We start from the raw sequence: 22,304 nt of genomic DNA, 5'->3' as shown, positions 1-22,304 counted from the left end.
ATAGCAGAGTTGCAAGAAAAACATGGGTGGAAATTTCGCTTTGTAGGTCAGCAATTTTGACCTATCATCCGATTACGGCTCGGCAAGCAACGGGAGGTGCCCAATGAGCAGGCAGGATGTAGCCTTGACGGATCGGTATGATCTGGCGAAGTCGCCGGTTTTGCTGAACGGAACGCAGGCGCTGGTGCGGCTGATGCTGATGCAGAAGGCGCGTGACCGGGCGGCGGGGCTGAACACCGCAGGCTATGTGACCGGCTATCGCGGCTCGCCCCTGGGCGCGGTGGACATGATGATGGCGCGCGCCAAGGCCGAACTTTCCGCCGCAGATGTGCTGTTCCAGCCGGGGCTGAACGAGGATCTTGCCGCCACCGCCGTCTGGGGCAGCCAGCAGGCCGAACTGCGCGGCGAGGGGCGTTTCGATGGCGTTTTCGCGCTGTGGTATGGCAAGGGCCCGGGGGTGGACCGTTCGGGCGACGTGATGCGGCACGCCAATATGGCCGGATCGTCGCGCCTTGGCGGTGTGCTGATGGCGATGGGCGATGACCATACCGGCGAATCCTCCACCACGCTGCACCAGTCCGACTGGGCGATGGTCGATGCCTATATGCCCGTCGTGTCGCCTGCCGGGGTGCAGGAGGTGATGGATTACGGCCTGTATGGCTGGGCGCTGTCGCGGTTTGCGGGCGTCTGGGTCGGGCTGAAAACCATGAAGGACACGGTCGAGGCGACCGCCGTGGTGGATGGCAACCCGCACCGGCTGGCCTTTGTGGCACCGGAATTTGCGTTGCCCCCCGGCGGGCTGAACATCCGTCTTGGCGACACCCCCGTCGCACAAGAGGCGCGGATGATCGACCACAAACGCTTTGCCGCCGAGGCGTTCTCACATGCCAATAGGATGGACCGCCGGGTTTGGGGCCGCCCTGGGGCGAAAATCGGCTTTGTCGCGGCGGGCAAGAACTGGCTGGATCTGGTGCATGCGCTGGCGCTTCTGGGCATTGATGCGGCCGAGGCTGCGCGTCTGGGGCTGACCACCTACAAGGTGGGGCAGGTCTGGCCGATGGATTTCAAGGGCTTCCGTGACTGGGCCGAGGGGTTGGACCTGATCGTTGTGGTCGAGGAAAAACGCAAGCTGATCGAGGTGCAGGCGAAGGAGGCGATTTTCAACGACCGCCGGGGCCGCCGCATCTATGGCTGGCAGAATGACCGGGGGGAGGAGCTGTTTCCCACCCGCTATGCACTTGATCCGATTGGCATTGCCGAAAAACTGGGCGCGATTCTGCTGGAGGAGGGGCGCGCGACTGACCATGTAAAGGCGGCGCTGGCACGGCTGGCCGAGGCGCGCCGGGCCGACAATGCCACCGATCTTGCGGCGCGGCTGCCTTATTTCTGTTCCGGCTGCCCGCACAATTCCAGCACCAAGGTGCCCGAAGGCTCGCGCGCCTATGCCGGGATCGGCTGTCACTACATGGTGCAGTGGATGGACCGCGCGACGACCGGATTCACCCAGATGGGCGGCGAGGGCGCGAACTGGGTGGGCGAAGCGCCGTTTTCCAGGACTTCCCATGTATTCCAGAACCTTGGCGATGGAACTTACAACCACTCCGGGTCGCTGGCGATCCGGGCGGCCTTGGCTGCGGGCACCAACATCACCTACAAGATCCTGTTCAACGACGCCGTGGCCATGACCGGCGGGCAGGGCAATGAGGGCGGGCTGACCGCCGACCGTATCCTGCGGGAGTTGCAGGCGATGGGTGTGAAAAACCTCGCGCTTGTCTATGACAAGAAAGAGGAAATCGACTGGTCGCTGTTTCCTACCGATGTGCCGCGCCATGAACGGGCCGATCTGATGGCCGTGCAGCAGAAATTCAGCACGATCAAGGGCGTATCGGCCATAGTCTATGTGCAGACCTGCGCCGCTGAGAAACGCCGCCGCCGCAAGAAGGGCGCTTTCCCCGACCCCGACCGCCGCGTGTTCATCAACACCGATGTCTGCGAGGGCTGCGGCGATTGCGGCGTGCAGTCGAACTGCGTGTCGCTGGTGCCGGTGGACACCGAACTGGGCCGCAAACGCGCCATCGACCAGTCGTCCTGCAACAAGGATTTCAGCTGCATCAATGGCTTCTGCCCGTCTTTTGTCACGATTGAGGGGGCGAAGCCGCGCAAATCCGCGACGGCGGCGGTGCAGATCCCTGATCTGCCCATCCCCGTGCTGCCCGTGATCACAGGCACGCATAACATTGTGATCACAGGTGTCGGCGGCACCGGCGTTGTGACCGTGGGCGCGATTCTGGCCATGGCCGCGCATCTGGACGGCAAGGGTGCCGGCATGATGGAAATGGCGGGCCTCGCGCAAAAGGGGGGCGCGGTGCATATCCATTGCCGCATCGCCAACCGGCCCGAGGATATTTCCGCCATCCGCGTGGCGGTGGGCGAGGCGGATGCCGTGATCGGCGGCGATCTGGTGGTGACGGCGGGGGCGAAAACGCTGGGCCTGATGACCACGGGCCGCACGGGCGCGGTGGTGAACAGCCATGACATCGTGACGGGTGAGTTTACCCGCAATACCGAATTTCGCTTGCCTGCCGACCGCTTGCAGCTTTCGCTTCAGGCGCGGTTGCAGGGGCGGCTGGCGTTTTTCGACGCGACCGATCTGGCCCGCGTGCTGATGGGCGACAGCATCTATTCCAACATGATGGTGTTCGGCGCGGCCTGGCAGATGGGGCTGATTCCGCTGTCCGAGGATGCGATCAGCCGCGCCATTGCCCTGAACGGTGCTGCGGTGGAGCGGAACCGGCAGGCCTTCACCTATGGCCGTTGGGCGGTGCTGCACCCGGAACAGGCGGCGCGGGCGATTCTGCCGCAGGCGGTGCTGCCGCCCGATCCGGTGGCGTTTCGCGCCGACCATCTGGCCGCATATCAGAACGCCACCTATGCCGCGCGTTTCCGTGCTCTGGTGGAACAGGCACCGAAAGACCTGCGCGAAAGCGTGGCAAAGGGCTATCACAAGCTCTTGGCCTACAAGGATGAATACGAGGTGGCCCGGCTGCATCTGACAACCATGGCCAAGGCGGCTGCGGAGTTTGAGGGCGACCTGCGCCCCACATTTCACCTGGCCCCGCCGCTGATCAGCCGCATGGGCAGCGACGGGCGGCCCCGCAAACGTGCCTTCGGGCCATGGATGATGCCCGCCTTTCGCCTGCTGGCACGGCTGAAACCGCTGCGCGGCACCGCGCTGGACCCGTTTGGCCATACCGCCGAGCGCCGTCACGAACGTGCGCTGATCGCCGAATATGAGGCGGACATGGCCGAGGTTCTGCCCCGCGTCACCCCCGCAACCGCCGGTATCGCCCGCGAACTGGCCGAACTGCCGCTGACCATCCGCGGCTTTGGCCCGGTGAAGGCCGCCAATGCCGCCAAGGCCGCCGCCACGCGAAAGGCGCTGCTGACAGCCTTCCGCGCGGGCGGTGCGCCACAGTTGCATGCGGCAGAGTAACCAGTGTGTCGCAGATTTGTGATCTTTGCTGGCCAGAATACCCGTTTAAATGTAAACCGACGACGGGGTTCCATGAAGGCTGCACCGATGACCAAAAGTGACGTGTCCCGCGACATCAGCTATGCCTCTTCGGCGCAGACGCGCGGAGGGCGGGCACTGATCCGCGTGCTGGAGAATGTGACAGGCCGCCTGTCCTTGATCCGCCGCGCCGCGGGATATGAGAATGACGTGGCCGGTGGCCGCAGCTTCTGGGAAGTCATCGCCGAACGTTATGGCCTCAGCCTTGAGGTGGTGGGCGGCAGTCTGACGAACATCCCGGCCAACGGCCCGCTGGTGCTGATCGCCAACCATCCTTACGGCATTCTTGACGGGCTGATGATGGGGCATCTGCTGGACAAGGTGCGCGGCGACTTCCGCATTCTGGCCAATTCGGTGTTCCGCCGCGCGGAGGAACTGAACCGCGTCATCCTGCCGATTTCATTCGATGAAACCAAGGAAGCGGTAAAGCTGAACCTGCAGACCCGCGCCGAATGCCTGCGTTATCTGGGCAATGGCGGGGCGATCGGCGTGTTTCCGGGCGGCACGGTTTCGACCAGCGCCAAGCCGTTTTCGCGGCCCATGGACCCGGGTTGGCGCAATTTCACCGCCAAGATGATCGCCAAATCTGATGCCACTGTGGTGCCGATCTTCTTTGAGGGGCACAACAGCCGCATGTTCCAGCTGGCATCCCACATGCATTCCACCCTGCGGCTGGGCCTGTTGATCAAGGAATTCAAGGCCCGCGTCGATGAGCCTGTGCGCATGGTGGTGGGAGAGCCCATCGCCTCCACCCAGTTGCAGCCCTTGAAGACCGACCCCAAGGCTATGATGGAATTCCTGCGCAAGGCCACCTATGCGCTTTCGCCCGTGCCGCTGAAATCCTATGATCATGGTTACGAGTTCGAGGCGAAATACAAGTCCTGATCAGGGACGGCCTCGCAGGGCAGTCGCGCACAGGCGGGGGGCAGGCATGGCGGTGGGTGTGTTCGATTCGGGGCTGGGCGGCCTTACGGTGCTGGATGCGGTGCGCAGGCGCCTGCCGGATGTGCCTTTTGTCTATCTGGGCGACAATGCCCATGCGCCCTACGGCGTGCGCACGGCGGATGACATTTTCGCGCTGACCTGCGCGGCGGTGGAACGGCTGTGGGCCGAGGGCTGCGATCTGGTGATCCTGGCCTGCAACACCGCCTCGGCGGCCGCGTTGAAACGCATGCAGGAAACCTGGCTGCCGCCGGAAAAGCGCGTGCTGGGCGTGTTCGTGCCGCTGATCGAGGCGCTGACCGAACGGCAATGGGGCGACAATTCCCCCCCGCGCGAGGTTGATGTGAAACATGTGGCGCTTTTCGCCACCCCCGCCACGGTGGCATCCCGCGCGTTTCAGCGCGAATTGGCCTTCCGCGCCATTGGCGTGGATGTGGAAGCGCAGCCCTGCGGCGGCGTTGTGGATGCCATCGAGCAAGGCGACGAGATATTGGCCGAGGCGTTGGTGCGGTCACATGTGCAGGCGCTGCTGCGCCGCATGCCCCACCCGCAGGCCGCCGTGCTGGGCTGCACGCATTACCCGCTGATGGAGGGCGTGTTCGCCGAGGCGCTGGGGCCGGGTGTGCGGGTGTTCAGCCAGGCCAATCTGGTGGCGGAATCCCTGGCCGACTATCTGGCGCGGCGGCCCGAGATGCTGGGCGCGGGCACTGTCTCGCGGTTTTTGACCACGGGCGATGCGCGGGCAGTGTCGGACCGCGCGACGCAGTTCATGCGCAAGAAGGTGGTGTTCGAGGCGGCGTGAGGCGGGCTTGCATCCTTCCCCCATCCGCCGCACAACACCGCCATCCATATTCAGGGGGCACCCATGACGCATCGCATCGCCATCCTCGGGGCTTCGGGTTATACCGGGGCAGAGCTTGTCAGGCTGATCGCCACCCATCCGGGGATGGAGATTGTGGCGCTTTCTGCCGACCGCAAGGCGGGGCAGGGCATGGCCGAGGTGTTTCCGTTTTTGCGGCATATGGCCCTGCCAACCCTGCAACGGATTGAGGAGATTGATTTTTCGCAAGTCGATCTGGCGTTCTGCGCCTTGCCGCATGCCACGTCGCAGGCCGTGATCGGGGAATTGCCGCGCGATCTGAAGGTGGTGGATCTGTCGGCCGATTTCCGGCTGCGTGACCCTGCGGAATATGCGAAATGGTATGGCCAGCCGCACAGCCAGCCGGAACTGCAAAAGGAAGCGGTCTATGGCCTGACCGAATTCTACCGTGACGAGATTCGCGCCGCGCGGCTGGTGGCGGGCACGGGCTGCAACGCCGCAACCGGGCAATATGCGCTGCGCCCGCTGATCGAGGCGGGGGTGATTGATCTGGACGAGATCCTGATCGACCTGAAGGCGGGCGTCAGCGGGGCCGGGCGCAGCCTGAAGGAAAACCTGCTGCATGCCGAATTGTCCGAGGGCACGCAGGCCTATTCCGCCGGTGGCAAACACCGGCATCTGGGCGAATTCGATCAGGAGTTCACCAAGGCCGCCGGCCGCCCGGTGCTTGTGCAGTTCACCCCGCATCTGTTGCCGATGAACCGGGGCATCCTCGCCTCGGTCTATGTGCGCGGCGATGCGGCGCAGGTGCATGCGACGCTGGCCGCGCGCTATGCGGCGGAGCCTTTCCTTCATGTGCTACCCTTTGGCGCACTCCCCTCGACACATGACATCAGAGGGTCCAATTACGTGCATGTCGGGGTGACGGGCGACCGCATTCCGGGGCGCGTGCTGGTGGTGGCGGCGCTGGACAACCTGTGCAAAGGGTCGTCCGGCCAGGCCATGCAGAACGCCAACCTGATGCTGGGGCTGGAGGAAACGGCCGGGCTGCTGATGGCGCCTGTTTTTCCCTGAGGAGGGCCGATGAAAGGGCTGAAAAAGCAACGTCGTATCCAGATCATCGCCTTGGCGGCGGTGGCGCTGACGCTATCCACCGCGCTGATCGGCTACGCCATGCGCGACGGGATCAACTTTTTCCGCTCGCCCAGCCAGGTGATCGCCGAACCGCCCGCACCCACGGAAACCTTCCGCATCGGCGGGCTGGTGGAGGAGGGCAGCATCATCCGTGGCCAGGGCGAGACGGTGACATTCCGCGTGACCGACACCAATGCCACGGTGCAGGTGAACTTTACCGGCGTGCTGCCGGATCTGTTCGCCGAAAACGCGGGCATGGTGGGCACGGGGCGGCTGGTGGACGGGGTGTTTGTGGCATCCGACATTCTGGCCAAGCATGATGAAAGCTACATGCCCAAGGAAGTGGTGGACGCGCTGAAGGAACAGGGCGTGTATCAGGATCCGAACGGCTGATTTACCGGATATTGACCGCCTGACCGCAGGTTTGGCCCCGATATGTATCGGAGGCCCCCATGAAATCCGTGCCCGACCTTGCCCGTGAAATCGTCGCCCGCGAGGGTGGTTTCGTGAATGACCCGGATGATCCGGGCGGGGCCACAAAATATGGCGTCACCATCCACACCATGCGCAGGCTGGGGCTGGATCTGACCGGCGACGGGCGGGTGACGGTGGCCGATGTGCAGCGGCTGAGCCGCGCGCAGGCCGAGGCGATCTTCATCGAGCATTACCACACCCGCCCCGGCATCGGGCGGCTGCCCGAACCGCTGCAACCCGGCGTGTTTGACATGTATGTGAATGCCGGGTCGTCGGCGGTGAAAATCTTGCAGCGGCTGGTCAGCGACATGGGCTTTGCCTGCACGGCGGATGGGGTGATCGGGCCGCTGACCATGCGGGCGGTGCAACAGGCGTTTGATGCGGCACCGGGGCATCTGGCCGATGCCTATGCCATCGCGCGGCGCAATTATTACTACGCTTTGGCCGATGCCCGCCCCGCCAGCCGCAAATACGCCCGCAGGCGCGATGGCGGCAAAGGCGGCTGGATCACCCGGGCGGAAGAATTCATGGCGGCGCGCTATCGGCTGACCGAGGCGCAGCACAGGGCACGGGTGGCGAAATGGGCGTGATCGGGCGGATACTGGGCAATGGCGGGGCGGTGACGGCGCTGGGGCAGGCGGCGCAGGGCGTGGCCGAGGTGTTCACCCCGTCGGCCACCCGGCAGATGGAGCTGGGGGCGGCGGCGCAGACGGCGGCACTGGCGCAGATGGGGGCAGAATTTGCCCATGCAGGGCAGGGCTGGTTTGACCGGGCGGTGAACGGGCTGAACCGGCTGCCGCGCCCCTTGCTGGCCTTTGGCACGCTGGCGCTGTTTGGCTATGCGATGCTGGATCCGGCGGGGTTTGGCGAGCGGATGCTGGGCCTCAACCTGGTGCCGGAGCCTTTGTGGTGGCTGTTGGGCGCGGTGGTGGGCTTTTACTTTGGCGCGCGCGAGGCGCATCATTTCCGGCTGCGCGCGGTGGCGGCACCCGCCCCCGCCCCGGCGCCCGCCGATGCCGCCGAAGCCGACAACCCGGCATTGGCCGACTGGCGGCAGAGCCAGGGCTGACCGGCAACAAATTTTCTGCGAAAATTTTCGGCGCGGGCCCGGCGCATCCTGCCGCCATTGACCTGCCGCGTCGCCTCTGGCATCCCGGGGGCGAACGACAGGACGTGAATGATGAACCTCTTTTCCGAGATCCGCAGCCTTGTGACCGGGGCCGTGGCCGCCATGACCGACGCGGGCGAATTGCCCGCAGGCCTTGATACCGCCGCCATCACGGTGGAACCGCCGCGCGATGCCGCACATGGCGACATGGCGACCAATGCCGCCATGGTGCTGGCGAAACCCGCAGGCATGCCGCCGCGTGCGATTGCCGATCTGCTGGCGGCGCGTCTGGCCGCCGATCCGCGCATCGCGGGGGTAGAGGCTGCGGGGCCGGGATTTCTGAACATCCGCCTGCAACCCGGTGTCTGGCAGGCGCTGGTGCCTGCCGTGCTGGGGCAGGGGGCCGACTATGGCCGCTCTGCCATCGGGGCGGGGTCGAAGGTGAACGTGGAGTTTGTTTCGGCCAACCCCACCGGCCCGATGCACGTGGGCCATGTGCGCGGCGCCGTGGTGGGTGATGCGCTGGCGCGTCTGCTGGCCTTTGCAGGCTGGGACGTGACGCGCGAATATTACATCAACGACGGCGGCGCGCAGGTGGATGTGCTGGCGCGGTCGGCCTATGAACGCTACCGCGAGGCGCATGGGCTGGAGCCGGAGATCCGCGAAGGCCTTTATCCCGGCGATTACCTGATTCCGGTGGGCGAGGCGCTGAAGGAAACCTATGGCGCGGCTTTCCTCGACAAGCCGGAATCCGAATGGCTGATCACCTTCCGCAATTTTGCCAGCCACCGCATGATGCAGATGATCCGCGAGGATCTGGCGTCCCTGGGCGTGACGATGGATGTCTATTCATCCGAAAAGGCGCTGTATGGCACGGGCAAGATCGAAGAGGCGATTGAAACCCTGCGCGGCATGGGCCTGATCTATGAAGGCGTGCTGGAACCGCCGAAAGGCAAGACGCTGGAAGACTGGGAGCCGCGCCAGCAAACGCTGTTCCGGTCAACCGCGCATGGCGATGACGTGGACCGCCCGGTGCAGAAATCCGATGGCGGATGGACGTATTTTGCCCCCGACATCGCCTATCACTATGACAAGGTGCAGCGCGGGTTCGATCAGCTGATCGACATTTTTGGCGCTGATCACGGTGGCTATGTAAAACGGATGAAGGCCGCCGTTGCGGCCCTGTCAGGTGGCCGCGTGCCGCTGGATATCAAGCTGATCCAGCTGGTGAAGCTGTGGAAGAACGGCGAACCCTTCAAGATGTCGAAACGCGCGGGCACTTTCGTGACCCTGCGCGATGTGGTGGAACAGGTGGGGGCGGACGTGACCCGCTTCGTCATGCTGACCCGCAAGAATGACGCGGCGCTGGATTTCGATTTCGACAAGGTGCTGGAACAGTCGAAAGACAACCCGGTGTTCTATGTGCAATATGCCAATGCCCGGATCAATTCGGTGCTGCGCAAGGCGGCGGAGGCCGAGGTGGCGGTGGATGATGCCACGCTGGCGATCGCCGACGTGGCGCTGCTGGATCATCCGGCGGAACTGGAACTGATCCGCAAGATCGCCGAATGGCCGCGTCTGGTGGAAATTGCCGCCAAGGGCAATGAGCCGCACCGGGTGGCGTTTTACCTTTACGAACTCGCCTCCGACCTGCACAGCCTGTGGAACCGGGGCAATGACGAGCCGTCCTTGCGCTTTGTGCAGGCGGATATTGGCACCACTCAGGCGAAAATCGCCCTCGCCCGTGCCGTAGGCGTTGTGATTTCTGCCGGTTTGGGTATCTTGGGTGTCACGCCGGTCGAGGAAATGCGCTGAATAAAGCGTCCGTCGGCGTGACACAGGCAAGACGGGCGGGGGCAACCCCTCCCCGGGCAGTGAGGCAGAGCATGGCGGACGTGGAATTCGATCAATTCGAAGGCGGTTACGACTCGTCTTCCAAAGTGGCCAAGGTGCAGCGCGTTGTGAACATGGCCGGGGGTCTGACCTCGGTCGTGCTGGTGGCGGGGCTGGCCTTCTGGGGTTACAAGGTGGCGGTGCGCGATGTGACCGGCATCCCGGTGGTGCAGGCGCTGGAAGGGCCGATGCGCATTGCGCCCGATGATCCGGGTGGCAGCATCGCCGCGCATCAGGGGTTGTCGGTGAATGCGGTGGCCGCCGTGGGCACCGCTTTGCCGCCGCCCGAACGGCTGGTGCTGGCCCCGCGCCCGGTGGAACTGACGCTGGAGGATGCGCCGGGTCTGGCCGCCCCCGTGGTGGCCGCCCCCGCGCCCGAGGCTGAACCGCTGGTAACGGCGACCGAAGCGACCGAAGGCGAAGGCACCGCCGTGGCCGATACCGCCAACGATGCGCCCGCGCCCGGTGCGCTTGACCCGACGGCCACCGAACTTGCCTTGGCCGAGGCGCTGGCCGATGGGGCGGAACCCTTGACCCCGCTGGCAGATGCCACTGAACTTGCCGTGCTGGAACCCGCCGCCCCGCCGCCCGGCGCGCTGACCCGCTCGCTGCGCCCGCAGCCGCGCCCGGCCACCGTTGCCGCCGCCGCCCCGCAGGCGGAAGGTGAGCGGCCCACCCAACTGGCCGAGCTTTCTGCCGCCACCGCGGCACCAGTGACCGAGATTGACCCTGCCACACTGACGGCCGGCACGCGGCTGGTGCAGCTGGGTGCCTTTGACGATGCCGAAGGCGCGCGCGCCGAATGGGCCAAGCTGAACGGCCGCTTCACCGGTTTGCTGGAAGGCAAGGCCCGCGTGGTGCAGGCCGCACAAAGCGGCGGGCGCACTTTCTACCGCCTGCGCGCCCATGGGTTCGAGGATGAGGCTGACGCGCGCCGGTTCTGTTCCGCCCTGCTGGCCGAAAACGCCGCCTGCATCCCGGTCGCGGTGCGCTGATGGCGGTAGGGTCGGGGGCTTGCATCTTCGGATGCCTCGGCCCGGTCGTGTCTGCCGATGAACGCGCGTTCTTCCGCGACGCCGACCCGTTCGGTTTCATCATCTTTGCCCGCAATGTGGAAACGCCTGCACAGCTCGCCCGGCTGACCGCCGACCTGCGTGACGCGGTTGGCCGCGATGCCCCGGTTCTGGTCGATCAGGAGGGCGGCCGGGTGCAGCGCCTGCGCAGCCCGCACTGGCGCGAATATCTGCCGCCGCTGGATGCCGTGGCGCTTGCCGGGCCGCAGGCCGAACGCATGATGTATCTGCGCAGCCGCCTGATCGCGGCCGAGTTGCGCGCCGTGGGGATTGATGCCAATTGCGCCCCGGTGGCCGATGTGCCGCATGCCGCCACCCATGCCTTTCTGCGCAACCGCTGCTATGCGGGTGATGCCGATACCGTGGCCCGGCTGGGCCGCGCTGTGGCCGAGGGCCATCTGGCGGGCGGCGTGCTGCCGGTGGTCAAACACATGCCCGGCCATGGCCGCGCCACCGCCGATACGCATCACGACCTGCCCACCGTCGCCGAAGACGCCGCCACCCTGCACGCCACCGATTTTGCCCCGTTTCGCGCCTTGGCCGATCTGCCCATGGCGATGACGGCGCATATCGTGTTTTCCGCCTTTGATGACCAGCCCGCCACCTGTTCGGCCCGAATGATCGACCTGATCCGGCAGGACATCGGCTTTCAGGGGCTGCTGATGACTGACGATCTGAACATGCAGGCGCTGTCGGGCACATTGGGCGAACGGGCCGCGCGTGCGATGGCGGCGGGCTGCGACATTGCCCTGCATTGCAAGGGCGATCTGGCGGAAATGCAGGCGGTGGCAGAGGCGGCAGGCCGCATGGGGCCTGAAACGATGGCCCGCGCGCAGGCGGCACTGGCGCAGCGGCGCACGCCTGATACGGTTGACATCGCGGCACTGGAGGCCGAACACTCGGGCCTTCTGGGCGCGGGAGCTTGAATGTCTGACGATTGGGCCGAGGGCGCAGAACGCATCAGCGTCGCCGACCGCATGGCGGCCGAGGCGCTGATCGTCGATGTGGCGGGGTTTGAAGGCCCGCTTGACCTGCTGCTGACACTTTCGCGCACGCAAAAGGTTGACCTGCGCCGCATCTCGGTTCTGCAACTGGCAGAGCAGTATCTGGGTTTCGTCAACACCGCCAAAGACCTGCGTATCGAGCTTGCCGCCGATTATCTGGTGATGGCGGCCTGGCTTGCCTATCTGAAGTCCCGCCTTCTGCTGCCACCCGATCCCACCGATGACGGGCCCTCGGCCGAGGATCTGGCGGCACATCTGGCGTTTCAACTGGAGCGGCTGGCCGCGATGCGCGATGCCGCCGCCCGGCTGATGGCGCGCGACCAGAAGGGGCGCGATTTCTTTGCCCGTGGCCTGCCCGAAGATGTGACCCGCAAGCGCCATGTCACCTATGCGGCCACGCTGGTCGATCTGATGCGCGCCTATGCCCGCATCCGCACCAAGGATGAATTCCGCCCCTTCGTGCTGGACCGTGACCATGTGTTCACAATGGAACAGGCGCTGGAACGGTTGCGCGGGCTGGTGGGCTATATGGGCGGCTGGTCTGATCTGGCGTCTTTCCTGCCCGAGGGCTGGGACAGCCATCCGATGCGCCGCCGGTCTGCCACCGCCGCGCATTTCGCCGCCGTGCTGGAAATGGCCAAGCGGGGCCAGGTGGCGCTGCGGCAGCCCGATACCTTTGCCCCGATCCAGATCCGCCGGAAAGACGCCTGATGACCCTGCGCGATACCGCCGAAAAATCCTTGTTCGACGCGCCGGTGATGGCCGAACAGGAACGCATGGTCGAGGCGATCCTGTTTGCATCGGCCGAGCCTGTGACCTTGGCCGAACTGCAATCGCGCCTGCCGCATGGCTGCGACCCGGCCGAGGCGCTGGCCCATCTGCGCCGCCGATATGACGGGCGCGGTGTCACGCTGCTGCGGGTGGGCGATGCCTATGCCTTCCGCACCGCGCCCGACCTTGGCCATCTGATGCGCAAGGAAACCGTCGAAACCCGCAAACTCAGCCGCGCGGCGATTGAGACGCTGGCGATTGTGGCCTATCATCAGCCGGTGACGCGGGCCGAGATCGAGGAAATCCGCGGTGTGGCCGTGTCGCGCGGCACGGTGGACCAGTTGTTGGAACTGGAATGGATCAGGTTCGGGCGGCGGCGGATGACCCCGGGGCGGCCCGTGACCTTTGTGGTGACCGAGACGTTCCTGGACCATTTCGGTCTGGAATCGGCGCGCGACCTGCCCGGCCTGCAGGAATTGCGCGCGGCGGGCCTGCTGGACAACCGGCCCTTGCCCGGCGCGCTGACCGGGCTGGACATGGACGAGGACGAGCCTGTAACGGGCCAGAGCGAATTGTTCGAGGATTGACCGGCGCAGACCGGGGGGAAGGAAAGACAATGAATATCAACGGTCTGATCAACAAGGTGGTGAACATGTTCATGCGCCGCGCGGTCAACAAGGGCATCGACCATGTGGCGCGCAAGGGCAAACCCATGGCCGAGATGACGCCGATGGAACGCACGCAGGCGCAAAAGGCGCGCGAGATGACCAAACGCGCCCGCAAGGCCGCCAGCATCACCCGCCGTCTGGGCCGGTAAAGCGGCGGGCGCTGGTGCCGCCCCTCAGGATCGTGCAGCCCTTCAGGCTGGCGTCGCCTGTCAATCCGGCCCGAACAGTGCCTTTGCTAGCGTAGTCAGGCTGTCGGGCAGGTCAGCCGTGCCATAAAGCGCATGGCCGCTGATTTCGCGACGGGAATAGGCGATATGCCAGCTGACCAGCGTAAAAGGCGCGCGCGCCGGGTTCAGGGCCTTGGCCGATGTCATCCCGCCCAACGCGGCCAGCGCCCCGGCGATCAGCGCCTGTTCTTCATGGCTTATGCGGCGTGGGGCTGCCGTGGCCTCATCTTCGGTCAGGCGCAGCATCACACCGTCCAGCAGCAGCGACTGGCGGGCCAACACAGCGCCCGCATCGCCCAGCTGTTCCAGTGTCAGCGTGACGGTGGGCGGCAACGGGCCACCCAGCAGGCCCGCAGCAGCAGGCTGCATCGCAACTGCCGTCAGCAGGGCCAGTGCCAGCCCTCTCATCCGCCAAAGCCTGCGCCAAAGAAATGCGCCTGTGCTGCCGCGACGGCGGGGGGCAAGGCATCCAGCGCAAAGCTGGTGCTGCCGCGCGCGAATGTGGTGGCGTTCGACACCGACCATTCCACCTGCACCAGCGGGGCCGCCACATCGGGCACCGCAGCGGGCGTGACAGCCGCCACCGCCGCCGCCACCGCCGCCTGCAACACCGCCATGTCGGCGGGGGTGGCGGCCTGTTCGCGGTCCTCCATCCCATCGCCATAAAGGCCCATCACGCCGTCTTCGCCCAGTTCCAGCGCCTGTGAACTGACGGGGTTGTCCAGGCCCTCGCTGGGCCAGTAGCTGACATAGAAATTCAGCCCCGGCCCCTCGGCAGGCATGTCTTGCGCCTGCACGGCAGGAAATAGAACAGGCTGGGTCAGCAGGGCAGCGGCAAGGATCAGGGCGCGCATCGTCTTACCTCATGGCAGAAGGTCATCGGCAAACATCGCCTGTTGCAGGGCGGTGATTTCGGGCGGCACATCGGCAGGCAGGAAACTGAACCCGCCACCGTTGCTGCTGGTGTCGTTCGACACGCCCCATTCCACCACCAGATAGGGCAGCGGCAACTGGCCCTCCACCCCCGGGCCCGGGGTCAGGGTGATGCGGTCAACCATCGCCTGCACGGCGTTGCCCAGCAGGGCCGATTGTTCCGGCGTGATGACGGCATCGCTTTGGCTGGCCGCCGTGGAAATGCTGATCTGCCCGGGGCTTGGCATCGACACCGCCTGAAATGCGGTCGGGTCGGCGTCGGCGCTGACATAGGCCGTCATCGTGACGCTGAGATAGACATCCTCGGCGGGGGCTGCCTGCGCAAAGGCAGGCATGGCCAGAAAGGCGAAAGCGGCGATGGCGGGGCAAAGGGCGCGGGTGTGTTTCATGCGCCCATCAAGCGCATCGCGGGCCCCGGTGGCAAGTGACAACCGCTGTCACCCCATGCGGAAATGCTTCGACAGTTTCAGCCCCTGACCCTGATAGTTTGATGCGATGCCGCTGCCGTAAAGCATGTCGGGCCGCGCGCTCATCCATTCATAGACCAGCCGCCCCACCACCTGCCCATGTTCCAGCACAAAGGGCGCCTCGTGGCAGCGCACCTCCAGCACGCCGCGGCTGCCCGCGCCGCCTGCCGCCGAATGGCCGAAACCGGGGTCGAAGAAGCCCGCGTAATGCACCCGGAACTCACCCACCATCGCCAGATAGGGGGCCATTTCGGCGGCATAATCGGGCGGTATCGTCACCGCCTCGCGGCTGACCAGAATATAGAACGCGCCGGGGTCAAGGATGATGCGGCCCTCGGTCGTGCGGACCTCCTCCCAGAATTCTCGCGCGCGGTAGTGGCCGATACGGTCAAGGTCGATAACCCCGGTATGCGGTTTCGCGCGGTAGCCCACCAGATCGCTGCCCCCGGGGTGCAGATCGACCGAAAACCCCAGCCCTTCGGAAATCACCGCATCGCCCGACACCAGCGGCTCGTCGGCATGCAGCGCCGTCAGCGCGGCATCGTCCAGCACCGCCTGCCCCTGCCGGAACCGGATCTGGTTCAGCCGCATGCCGGGGCGCACCAGCACCGAAAAGCTGCGCGGGCACACCTCGGCATAAAGCGGGCCGTGATAGCCTGCGCCGATCCGGTCAAACTCCACCCCGCCATCGGTGATCGTGCGCGTCAGCAGATCCAGCCGCCCGGTCGATGATTTGGCATTGGCCACCGCCGTGATGCCTTGGGGCAGGGCCAGCCCCTCCATCAGCGGAATGACATAGACGCAGCCCTTTTCCAGCACCGCGCCGGGCGTCAGATCAACCTGATGCATGCCGAATTCGGCGATGCGGTCGGCCACGCGCCGCCCCTTGCCCGCAAGAAACGACGCCCGCACCCGGTAGGCCACATGGCCCAGCCGCAGATCAAGGCTGGCGGGCTGCACCTGCGCGGGCAGGATGGCGGGATCGGCGGTGATGACGCCCCGGGCGATCAGGTCGCGCAGGGTCTGCGAGGGCAGAACGCCGGTGGTCATCTGGGCCTATCCTTTTGATGCGGCATCAGAAAAGAAAACGCCCGCGCTTGCACGGGGCAAGGCGGGCGGTTTCTTGTTGGTCGGGCCGGCGAGATTCGAACTCGCGGCCTTCCGCCCCCCAGACGGACGCGCTAACCAGGCTGCGCCACGGCCCGACACTGGGCGTTACATACCAATATTCGGCGCGGGGGCAAGCGGGAAAGCGCATGGTGGCGGCGCTTACTTTCGGCTGGCCCGGGCAGCCTCGGCCATGCGGTCGCGCAGCGCGGCAAGGCGTGCCACCAGCGGCAAAAGCGCGGTTTGCCGCCCTGCCAGGGCAGCGGGCGGCAGGGCACGCAGCAGCGAGGGAAGCCAGACCGGCGGCGCGGCTTCGGCCGGATCAGGCGCAGAATCGGGGGCAGATTCGGGGTCAGATTCGGGGGCGGTGGCGTTGTCTTGGGGCAACGCCGCGGAATCCTCTGCCGCTGCGAAATGGGCTTCGTCATCCTCATCGGGGGCAAATCCGGTGCCGGGTTCAGATGCGGGTTGCGAATCCGGCTCTGCCCCGCCATGCGGTTCCGCTGCGACATCGGCCCAAAGATTGGCGGCATCATCCTCTGGCGCGTCGTCGCCGGTCTGGTCGCGTTGGTCGGCCTCGGGCGCGGGATTGTCCGGCAATGCCGCAGATTCGTCGCCGCTGTCGCCGGCCAGATCAACCGGGCTGGCGGTGGCTTCCCACAGGCCCTCGTCCGTCTGCCAGGTGTCGTCTGTTTGCGGCATATCCGCAGCGGCGGGCGCAAAGCCATCAGCCGGATCACCGGTGCTTTCATCCGGCGCGGCCTCACCCCAATGCGGCAGGTCATCGGTGCCGGTTTCGGCAAAGGGCTGGTCCAGCAACGGCGGTTCTGCGGCGGGCCAGTCGCCGTCCAAATCGCGCGCGTCTTCGGCGTCAGCAAATTCGCCGGTATCCGTGGCCGGATCAATGCGGGCGGCAACCGCGCCAAACTGTGGGCGGATCACCTCGCCCAGCGGGCCGGGCGCGTCAAAGGCGAAGCCTGTCTGTTCCGGTGCCTCAGCCGCGGCGGTCATCGCGTCATAGGCATCGTCCTGCGGGGCATCATGCAGCCCGGCCACATGGCGAACCCCCTGTTCGCGCAGGATTTTCTGCACCCCGCGAATGGTCATGCCCTCATCATGCAAGAGCCGCCGTATGCCCGACAGCAGGGCCACATCGGCAGGGCGGTAATAGCGCCGTCCGCCCGCGCGTTTCACCGGCCTGATCTGCGGAAAACGGCTTTCCCAGAACCGCAGCACATGGGCCGGGGTTTCCAGAAATTCGGCCACTTCGCTGATGGTGCGAAAGGCTTCGGCCGATTTTTCCATCAGCGTCCCCGATCAGCCCTTGCCGCCAGCCGCCACGCGATCCTTCATCAGATGCGAGGGGCGGAAGGTCAGCACGCGGCGGGGGCTGATGGGCACCTCGTCGCCAGTCTTGGGGTTGCGGCCGACACGGGCCGATTTGTCACGCACCGAAAACGTGCCGAAGGACGATATTTTCACCGTCTCGCCGCCCGCCAGCGCATCGGACAGATGTTGCAGCACCGATTCCACCAGCTGCGCAGATTCGTTGCGCGACAGGCCCACTTCGCGGAACACGGCTTCGCTCAGATCCATACGTGTCAGAGTCTTCTCACTCATGTCGCCCCCCTGGGATTTTTCAGCAGGATGCGGCGTTTGAATTTCCGAGTCAATATCAACCACTTGGGGCACGTCATTCAGACAGGAAATCACCAGCGCAGAACGACCGAACCCCAGGCCAGCCCGCCACCTATGGCCTCTGTCACCAGAAGATCGCCCTGTTTGATCTGCCCGCGCGCTTTGCCAACTGACAGGGCCAGGGGAATCGACGCCGCCGATGTGTTGCCATGATCCTGCACCGTGACCACCACGCGGTCCATCCCCACACCCATGCGCTGCGCCGTGGCGACAATGATGCGCAGATTGGCCTGATGCGGCACTATCCAGGCCACATCATCAGGCGTCAGCCCCGCCTTGGCCAGCGCGGTATGCGCAGTTTCTGCCAGCTTTTCAACGGCATGGCGGAACACTTCCTTGCCCTGCATGCGCAGGTGCCCGGTCATTCCGGTGGATGTGCCGCCATCGACATACAAAAGATCACGGTAGCGCCCGTCGGAATGCAGGTCGGATGACAATATGCCCCGGTCGGTCGGCAGGCCCTCAGCCTCCTGCGCCTCCAGCAGCAGGGCACCCGCACCATCGCCGAACAGCACGCAGGTGGTGCGGTCGGTCCAGTCCATCAGACGGCTGAAGGTTTCGGCCCCGATCACCAGCACGCGCCGCGCCTGGCCCGTGCGGATCATCGCATCGGCATTGGTCAGCGCAAAGACATAGCCGGCGCAGACCGCCTGCACGTCAAAGGCAAATCCCTGCGTCATCCCCAGCGCGCCCTGCACCATGCTGGCCACCGACGGAAAGGTAAGATCCGGGGTCGATGTGGCGACGATGATCGCATCGACATCGGCAGGCACCATTCCGGCGTCTGCCAGCGCCGCCTGCGCGGCCCGTGTCGCCAGATCCGAGGTCATCTGCCCGTCTGCCGCGACATGCCGCCGCTCGATGCCGGATCGCGTGCGGATCCATTCATCCGATGTGTCTATCCGGGCCTCAAGCTCGGCATTGGTGACGATGCGGTCGGGCAGGTAATGCCCGACGCCCCTGACCACGGCGCGTATTGTCATTCGGTGGTCCCGTTCCTTGCCTCGATGCGGGTCGCCTCTGTGCGGGTCGCCTCGTCCCGCGGTGCATCCTGCCCCGCGCGCCCCGCCGTTGCAACCCGTGCGGCCAGCCGGTCATTGAAGCCCGACTTCGCCAGTTGAAACGCCAGCTTGATCGCCGCCGACACGCCGGTCGCATCGGCGGACCCGTGCGATTTCACCACTGTGCCGTTCAGCCCCAGGAACACCCCGCCGTTCACCCGGCGCGGGTCGATGCGCTTTTGCAGGCGCTTCAGGCTGGTCAGCGCCAGCAGGGCCGCGATTTTCGACAGGAAGGTGGCGTTGAACGCCTCTTTCAGGAAATCCGAAATCAGCTTGGCCGTGCCTTCGCCGGTTTTCAGGGCGATGTTGCCGGTAAATCCGTCGGTCACGATCACATCGCAACGGTTGCCGGGAATGTCGCCGCCCTCGACAAAGCCCACAAACTCGAAATCCCCGGTCAGGGCGGATGCCGCGATCATGTCATGGGCCAGTTTCAGTTCGGCGCGGCCCTTGTGCTCTTCGGTGCCGACATTCAGCAGGCCGACGCGGGGCCGGTCAAGATGCAGGCCGTTGCGCGCATAGGACGCGCCCATGGTGGCATATTGCAGGAAGTCCTCGGCATCGGCCTTGATGTCGGCCCCCACGTCCAGCATCACGTTGAACCCGCCGGGGTTGCGAGACGGCCAGAGGCAGGCAATGGCCGGCCGGTTGACGCCGGGCAACTTGCGCAGGCGGATCATGCTGAGCGCCATAAGCGCGCCCGTGTTGCCGCAGGACACGGCCACCGTTGCCTCGCCCTTTTTCACCGCGTCGATGCACGACCACATGGATGTGCCCTCGCCATGGCGCATCACCTGGCTGGGCTTGTCGCTCATCGTCACCACGCGCGGGGCATGGCGGATCTCGCAGCGCCCGGCCAGTTGCTTGCGCCGGGCCACCAGCGGGGCCAGCAGCGCCTCGTCACCATGCAGGATGAACGCGATGTCATGGTTCTTGGCCGCCGATGCGACAAGACCGGCAACCACCGCTGCCGGTCCGCGATCACCGCCCATTGCATCGACTGAAATGACGATACGCGCGGCCCCGGGGGCATGAACATCCTGCGCCGCATGGTCGCGTGCCGGAAGATCGGTGCCGTGCGACATCGGGGCTGCGCTGCCGTGGGGCGCGGCTTACGCCGCGTCCTCGTCCAGATCGACTTCGCGGGTCGTCGCCACGACTTCGCGCGCATCGTAATGGCCGCAGGCGCCGCAGACGTGGTGCGGGCGCTTCAGCTCGCCACAGTTGGAGCATTCGGCAGGGTTCGACGCGACCAGCGCGTCATGGGCACGGCGCATGTTGCGCTTGGATTTGGTGACTCGGTTCTGCGGGACAGCCATGTCTCAACCTTGGGCTTTGGAGGGGCAAGCCCCTGATTTTTCTGGGGGATCACGCATCGACACCCCGGATGGGCACCGCTGATCCATACTGCAAACAAGGCGCGGAACATACTGCGATTCCGCGCGGGTGCAAGCCCTTTCTGTGCCATGTTCTGCGGGCGGGTCAAGGGCTTGCGGCACGGGGTGAACGGGTCAGGGCATGTGGCGAAGGCGGGGCAGGGCGCTGGCCATGCGGCGCTAGTCCTCGGGCGGGGTCAGGCGGTCTTTCAACGCTGCGAGGCCGGCGAAGGGTTTCAGATCGGCCTCGCGCAGCGGGGCGGCCCCCGGTGCGGCGAACACCGCCTCGCCCAGTTCGGCCCCCGGCGCGCGGGGGTAAAGCGGCAACGCCAGCGCCAGCGCCTCGACCGCCACGGCACCCGCGTCGATCACCTCGGGCAGCGGTTCCTCGCTGTCATCCTCGGGCATTTCCACCTCCTCGGCACCGGGCGGGGTGTAATCGGCCAGATAGCGGCGCAGCACCGCCTCGTTGATCCGCGTCGTCACCGGGGCCAGCGTGATGCCGCAAGGCTGCACCACGGTGGCCGACAACTGCCCCTCCAGCACGAAATCATGTTTGCCCGCCGGGCGGATCTCACCCTTGAAGGTCAGGCCCCTGACGTTGCTGATCCCCAGAAGCGTGGCCACCATCGCCTGTGTGGCACCATCGGGAGCCAGATCAAACCGGGTGGGCTTTCGTGTGGGCAGCGCGGCCGAGCGGAACGGCAGGCTCAGCGGCAGGTCGGGGCTGACGGGTTTTGCATCACTCATGGGTCATGTCCCTTTGTGGGTTCGCATGTGGGCGGCGCGCGATGTCCAGGCGGGGGCGCCCGGGCGGCGCTGTGCCGTGACAACGGCAGCAAAGCGTTGCCGCCGCGTTCCTTTCTTGAACAGAAGCGCGACCTTCTGTAAGCCAAGACAAAGCCGCCGGCAGGGTTGCGCCGGATCGGTTCGGGATACGGGTGTTGGACCCGCAAGGCAAGAGGTCGAGATGGGTCTGGCAGGGGGAAACGGGACGGGGGCAGGGCGCTTGGCCCGCAGGGCGCGCAACCTGACGCTGGGCCTTGCGGTGATGCTGGCGGTGGCCTGTTCGCCGGTGTTCCGCAACCATGGCTATGCCCCCGAAGACACTGATCTGGCCCAGATCGAGGTGGGCCGCGACACGCGCGAGACGGTGGCCGAGGTTGTGGGCCGCCCCTCGGCTGCCGGCCTTCTGAACGACGAAGGCTGGTATTACGTGCAAAGCCGCTACCGCCACTATGGTGCCCGCGCACCGCAAGAGGTGGACCGCCAGGTTGTCGCCATCAGCTTTACCCCCGAGGGCGTGGTGCAGAATGTCGAACGCTTTGGCCTGGAACAGGGCCGCGTCGTGCCCTTGTCGCGCCGCGTGACCGAAACCAACGTGCGCGGCGTGTCGCTGATCTCGCAATTGCTGGGTGGTCTGGGCCGCATCCGCGCCGAGGACGTGCTGGAGTGACCCGTCCGGGCGGCCCGCCTGGGGCCGCCCTTTGCCTTACTCGCCCGGCTCGAACTTCAGCGCCACGCCGTTCATGCAATAGCGCAGGCCGGTGGGCGCAGGCCCGTCGGGAAACACATGGCCCAGATGTGCAGCACAGGCCGCGCAATGCACCTCGGTGCGGCGCATGAAGAACCCGCGGTCCTCTTGCGTTTCCACGGCGGTTTCATCCAGCGGCGCCCAGAAGCTGGGCCAGCCGGTGCCGCTGTCGAACTTCTGCGCCTGGTCGAAAAGTGGCGCGTCGCAGCAGATACAGCGGTAGGTGCCGGGTTCCTTGGGGAAATTGTCATGGGTAAAGGCGCGTTCCGTGCCATGCTTGCGCGTCACCTTGTAGGCCAGATCCGACAGTTGCGCGCGCCATTCCTCGTCCGTCTTCTGCACCGAAATCGTCATTTTGGCCACTCCTTGCCGCGTTGTCATGCCCTGTCGCAATGCCGTCACAGCTTGCATGCAGGGTGCTTCGCAGTCATATCTAGGGGGCC

25 protein-coding genes and 1 tRNA gene are annotated in these 22,304 nt (G+C 65.8%); 14 read left to right on the top strand and 12 right to left on the bottom strand.

Going from position 1 to position 22,304, the window contains the following annotated elements; all coding sequences use genetic code 11:
• Window positions 1–103 precede the first annotated feature (103 nt).
• The 13 genes from GEU84_RS02575 to GEU84_RS02515 all read left to right on the top strand — a co-directional run bounded on the left by GEU84_RS02575 (window position 104) and on the right by GEU84_RS02515 (window position 13,607).
• Window positions 104–3,493, top strand: a complete 3,390-nt coding sequence (locus GEU84_RS02575) for an indolepyruvate ferredoxin oxidoreductase family protein (RefSeq protein ID WP_152823917.1) — start codon at window positions 104–106, stop codon at window positions 3,491–3,493.
• Between the two features lie 87 nt (window positions 3,494–3,580).
• Window positions 3,581–4,456 (top strand): lysophospholipid acyltransferase family protein, encoded by an 876-nt coding sequence (locus GEU84_RS02570; protein ID WP_152823916.1) that lies wholly within the window; start codon window positions 3,581–3,583, stop codon window positions 4,454–4,456.
• Between the two features lie 46 nt (window positions 4,457–4,502).
• Complete coding sequence (locus GEU84_RS02565) at window positions 4,503–5,315, top strand: glutamate racemase (RefSeq protein WP_152823915.1); 813 nt, start codon at window positions 4,503–4,505, stop codon at window positions 5,313–5,315.
• A 63-nt stretch (window positions 5,316–5,378) separates the two neighbouring features.
• Window positions 5,379–6,407: an N-acetyl-gamma-glutamyl-phosphate reductase gene (gene argC / locus GEU84_RS02560; RefSeq protein WP_152823914.1), complete on the top strand. Its 1,029-nt coding sequence runs from the start codon at window positions 5,379–5,381 to the stop codon at window positions 6,405–6,407.
• A gap of 9 nt (window positions 6,408–6,416) precedes the next feature.
• Window positions 6,417–6,860, top strand: a complete 444-nt coding sequence (gene ccmE, locus GEU84_RS02555; RefSeq protein ID WP_152823913.1) for a cytochrome c maturation protein CcmE — start codon at window positions 6,417–6,419, stop codon at window positions 6,858–6,860.
• 59 nt (window positions 6,861–6,919) lie between these two features.
• Complete coding sequence (locus tag GEU84_RS02550) at window positions 6,920–7,531, top strand: holin-associated N-acetylmuramidase (RefSeq protein WP_152823912.1); 612 nt, start codon at window positions 6,920–6,922, stop codon at window positions 7,529–7,531.
• Window positions 7,522–8,010, top strand: coding sequence for a holin family protein (locus GEU84_RS02545; RefSeq protein ID WP_152823911.1), 489 nt, complete (start codon window positions 7,522–7,524; stop codon window positions 8,008–8,010). Before GEU84_RS02550 ends, GEU84_RS02545 begins: the two co-directional genes overlap by 10 nt.
• A 111-nt stretch (window positions 8,011–8,121) precedes the next feature.
• Window positions 8,122–9,864, top strand: coding sequence for an arginine--tRNA ligase (gene argS / locus GEU84_RS02540; protein ID WP_152823910.1), 1,743 nt, complete (start codon window positions 8,122–8,124; stop codon window positions 9,862–9,864).
• 71 nt (window positions 9,865–9,935) lie between these two features.
• Entirely contained in the window at window positions 9,936–10,937 is a 1,002-nt protein-coding gene (locus GEU84_RS02535) for an SPOR domain-containing protein (RefSeq protein WP_152823909.1), read from the top strand.
• Entirely contained in the window at window positions 10,934–11,941 is a 1,008-nt protein-coding gene (nagZ, locus tag GEU84_RS02530; protein WP_420899263.1) for a beta-N-acetylhexosaminidase, read from the top strand. The genes GEU84_RS02535 and nagZ overlap by 4 nt, the downstream gene beginning before the upstream one ends.
• Window positions 11,942–12,730, top strand: a complete 789-nt coding sequence (locus GEU84_RS02525; protein WP_152823907.1) for a segregation and condensation protein A — start codon at window positions 11,942–11,944, stop codon at window positions 12,728–12,730.
• A complete protein-coding gene (gene scpB, locus GEU84_RS02520; protein ID WP_420899259.1) occupies window positions 12,730–13,377 on the top strand; it encodes an SMC-Scp complex subunit ScpB in 648 nt (215 codons plus the stop codon). Before GEU84_RS02525 ends, scpB begins: the two co-directional genes overlap by 1 nt.
• 29 nt (window positions 13,378–13,406) lie before the next feature.
• Window positions 13,407–13,607, top strand: a complete 201-nt coding sequence (locus GEU84_RS02515; protein ID WP_152823906.1) for a hypothetical protein — start codon at window positions 13,407–13,409, stop codon at window positions 13,605–13,607.
• Between the two features lie 60 nt (window positions 13,608–13,667).
• Here the strand turns inward: GEU84_RS02515 and GEU84_RS02510 are convergent, their stop codons facing one another.
• From GEU84_RS02510 to GEU84_RS02460, 11 genes are all read right to left on the bottom strand, one after another.
• The gene (locus tag GEU84_RS02510; protein ID WP_152823905.1) at window positions 13,668–14,093 is read right to left on the bottom strand and encodes a hypothetical protein; all 426 of its coding nucleotides are present in this window, start codon (window positions 14,091–14,093) and stop codon (window positions 13,668–13,670) included.
• A complete protein-coding gene (locus tag GEU84_RS02505; RefSeq protein ID WP_152823904.1) occupies window positions 14,090–14,539 on the bottom strand; it encodes a hypothetical protein in 450 nt (149 codons plus the stop codon). The genes GEU84_RS02510 and GEU84_RS02505 overlap by 4 nt, the downstream gene beginning before the upstream one ends.
• Window positions 14,540–14,548: 9 nt before the next feature.
• The gene (locus tag GEU84_RS02500; RefSeq protein WP_152823903.1) at window positions 14,549–15,007 is read right to left on the bottom strand and encodes a hypothetical protein; all 459 of its coding nucleotides are present in this window, start codon (window positions 15,005–15,007) and stop codon (window positions 14,549–14,551) included.
• A 48-nt stretch (window positions 15,008–15,055) separates the two neighbouring features.
• Window positions 15,056–16,135, bottom strand: coding sequence for a 2'-deoxycytidine 5'-triphosphate deaminase (locus tag GEU84_RS02495; RefSeq protein WP_152823902.1), 1,080 nt, complete (start codon window positions 16,133–16,135; stop codon window positions 15,056–15,058).
• Window positions 16,136–16,212: 77 nt separating this feature from the next.
• Window positions 16,213–16,290 (bottom strand) — tRNA-Pro (locus tag GEU84_RS02490).
• Window positions 16,291–16,354: 64 nt separating this feature from the next.
• Window positions 16,355–17,497 (bottom strand): MerR family transcriptional regulator, encoded by a 1,143-nt coding sequence (locus GEU84_RS21010; RefSeq protein WP_241427545.1) that lies wholly within the window; start codon window positions 17,495–17,497, stop codon window positions 16,355–16,357.
• Window positions 17,498–17,509: 12 nt separating this feature from the next.
• Entirely contained in the window at window positions 17,510–17,812 is a 303-nt protein-coding gene (gene ihfA / locus GEU84_RS02480; protein ID WP_152823901.1) for an integration host factor subunit alpha, read from the bottom strand.
• Window positions 17,813–17,901: 89 nt separating this feature from the next.
• A complete protein-coding gene (locus tag GEU84_RS02475) occupies window positions 17,902–18,873 on the bottom strand; it encodes a beta-ketoacyl-ACP synthase III (protein ID WP_152823900.1) in 972 nt (323 codons plus the stop codon).
• Window positions 18,870–20,036, bottom strand: coding sequence for a phosphate acyltransferase PlsX (gene plsX, locus GEU84_RS02470; RefSeq protein WP_152823899.1), 1,167 nt, complete (start codon window positions 20,034–20,036; stop codon window positions 18,870–18,872). Before plsX ends, GEU84_RS02475 begins: the two co-directional genes overlap by 4 nt.
• A gap of 27 nt (window positions 20,037–20,063) precedes the next feature.
• Window positions 20,064–20,270 (bottom strand): 50S ribosomal protein L32, encoded by a 207-nt coding sequence (gene rpmF / locus GEU84_RS02465; RefSeq protein ID WP_152823898.1) that lies wholly within the window; start codon window positions 20,268–20,270, stop codon window positions 20,064–20,066.
• Window positions 20,271–20,507: 237 nt separating this feature from the next.
• Window positions 20,508–21,077, bottom strand: coding sequence for a YceD family protein (locus tag GEU84_RS02460; protein ID WP_152823897.1), 570 nt, complete (start codon window positions 21,075–21,077; stop codon window positions 20,508–20,510).
• A 220-nt stretch (window positions 21,078–21,297) separates the two neighbouring features.
• Between GEU84_RS02460 and GEU84_RS02455 the strand changes: the two genes are divergently transcribed.
• Entirely contained in the window at window positions 21,298–21,783 is a 486-nt protein-coding gene (locus GEU84_RS02455; RefSeq protein WP_152823896.1) for an outer membrane protein assembly factor BamE, read from the top strand.
• A gap of 36 nt (window positions 21,784–21,819) precedes the next feature.
• Here GEU84_RS02455 and msrB read toward each other — a convergent pair whose 3' ends face one another.
• Window positions 21,820–22,215 carry a peptide-methionine (R)-S-oxide reductase MsrB gene (gene msrB / locus GEU84_RS02450; protein WP_152823895.1) on the bottom strand — a complete coding sequence of 132 codons (396 nt, stop codon included), beginning with the start codon at window positions 22,213–22,215 and terminating at the stop codon, window positions 21,820–21,822.
• Window positions 22,216–22,304: the final 89 nt, after the last annotated feature.

Origin of the sequence: Fertoeibacter niger, from assembly GCF_009380135.2 — a bacterium.
GTDB lineage: Bacteria > Pseudomonadota > Alphaproteobacteria > Rhodobacterales > Rhodobacteraceae > Fertoeibacter > Fertoeibacter niger.
This window is presented reverse-complemented; position numbering and strand designations above follow the sequence as displayed.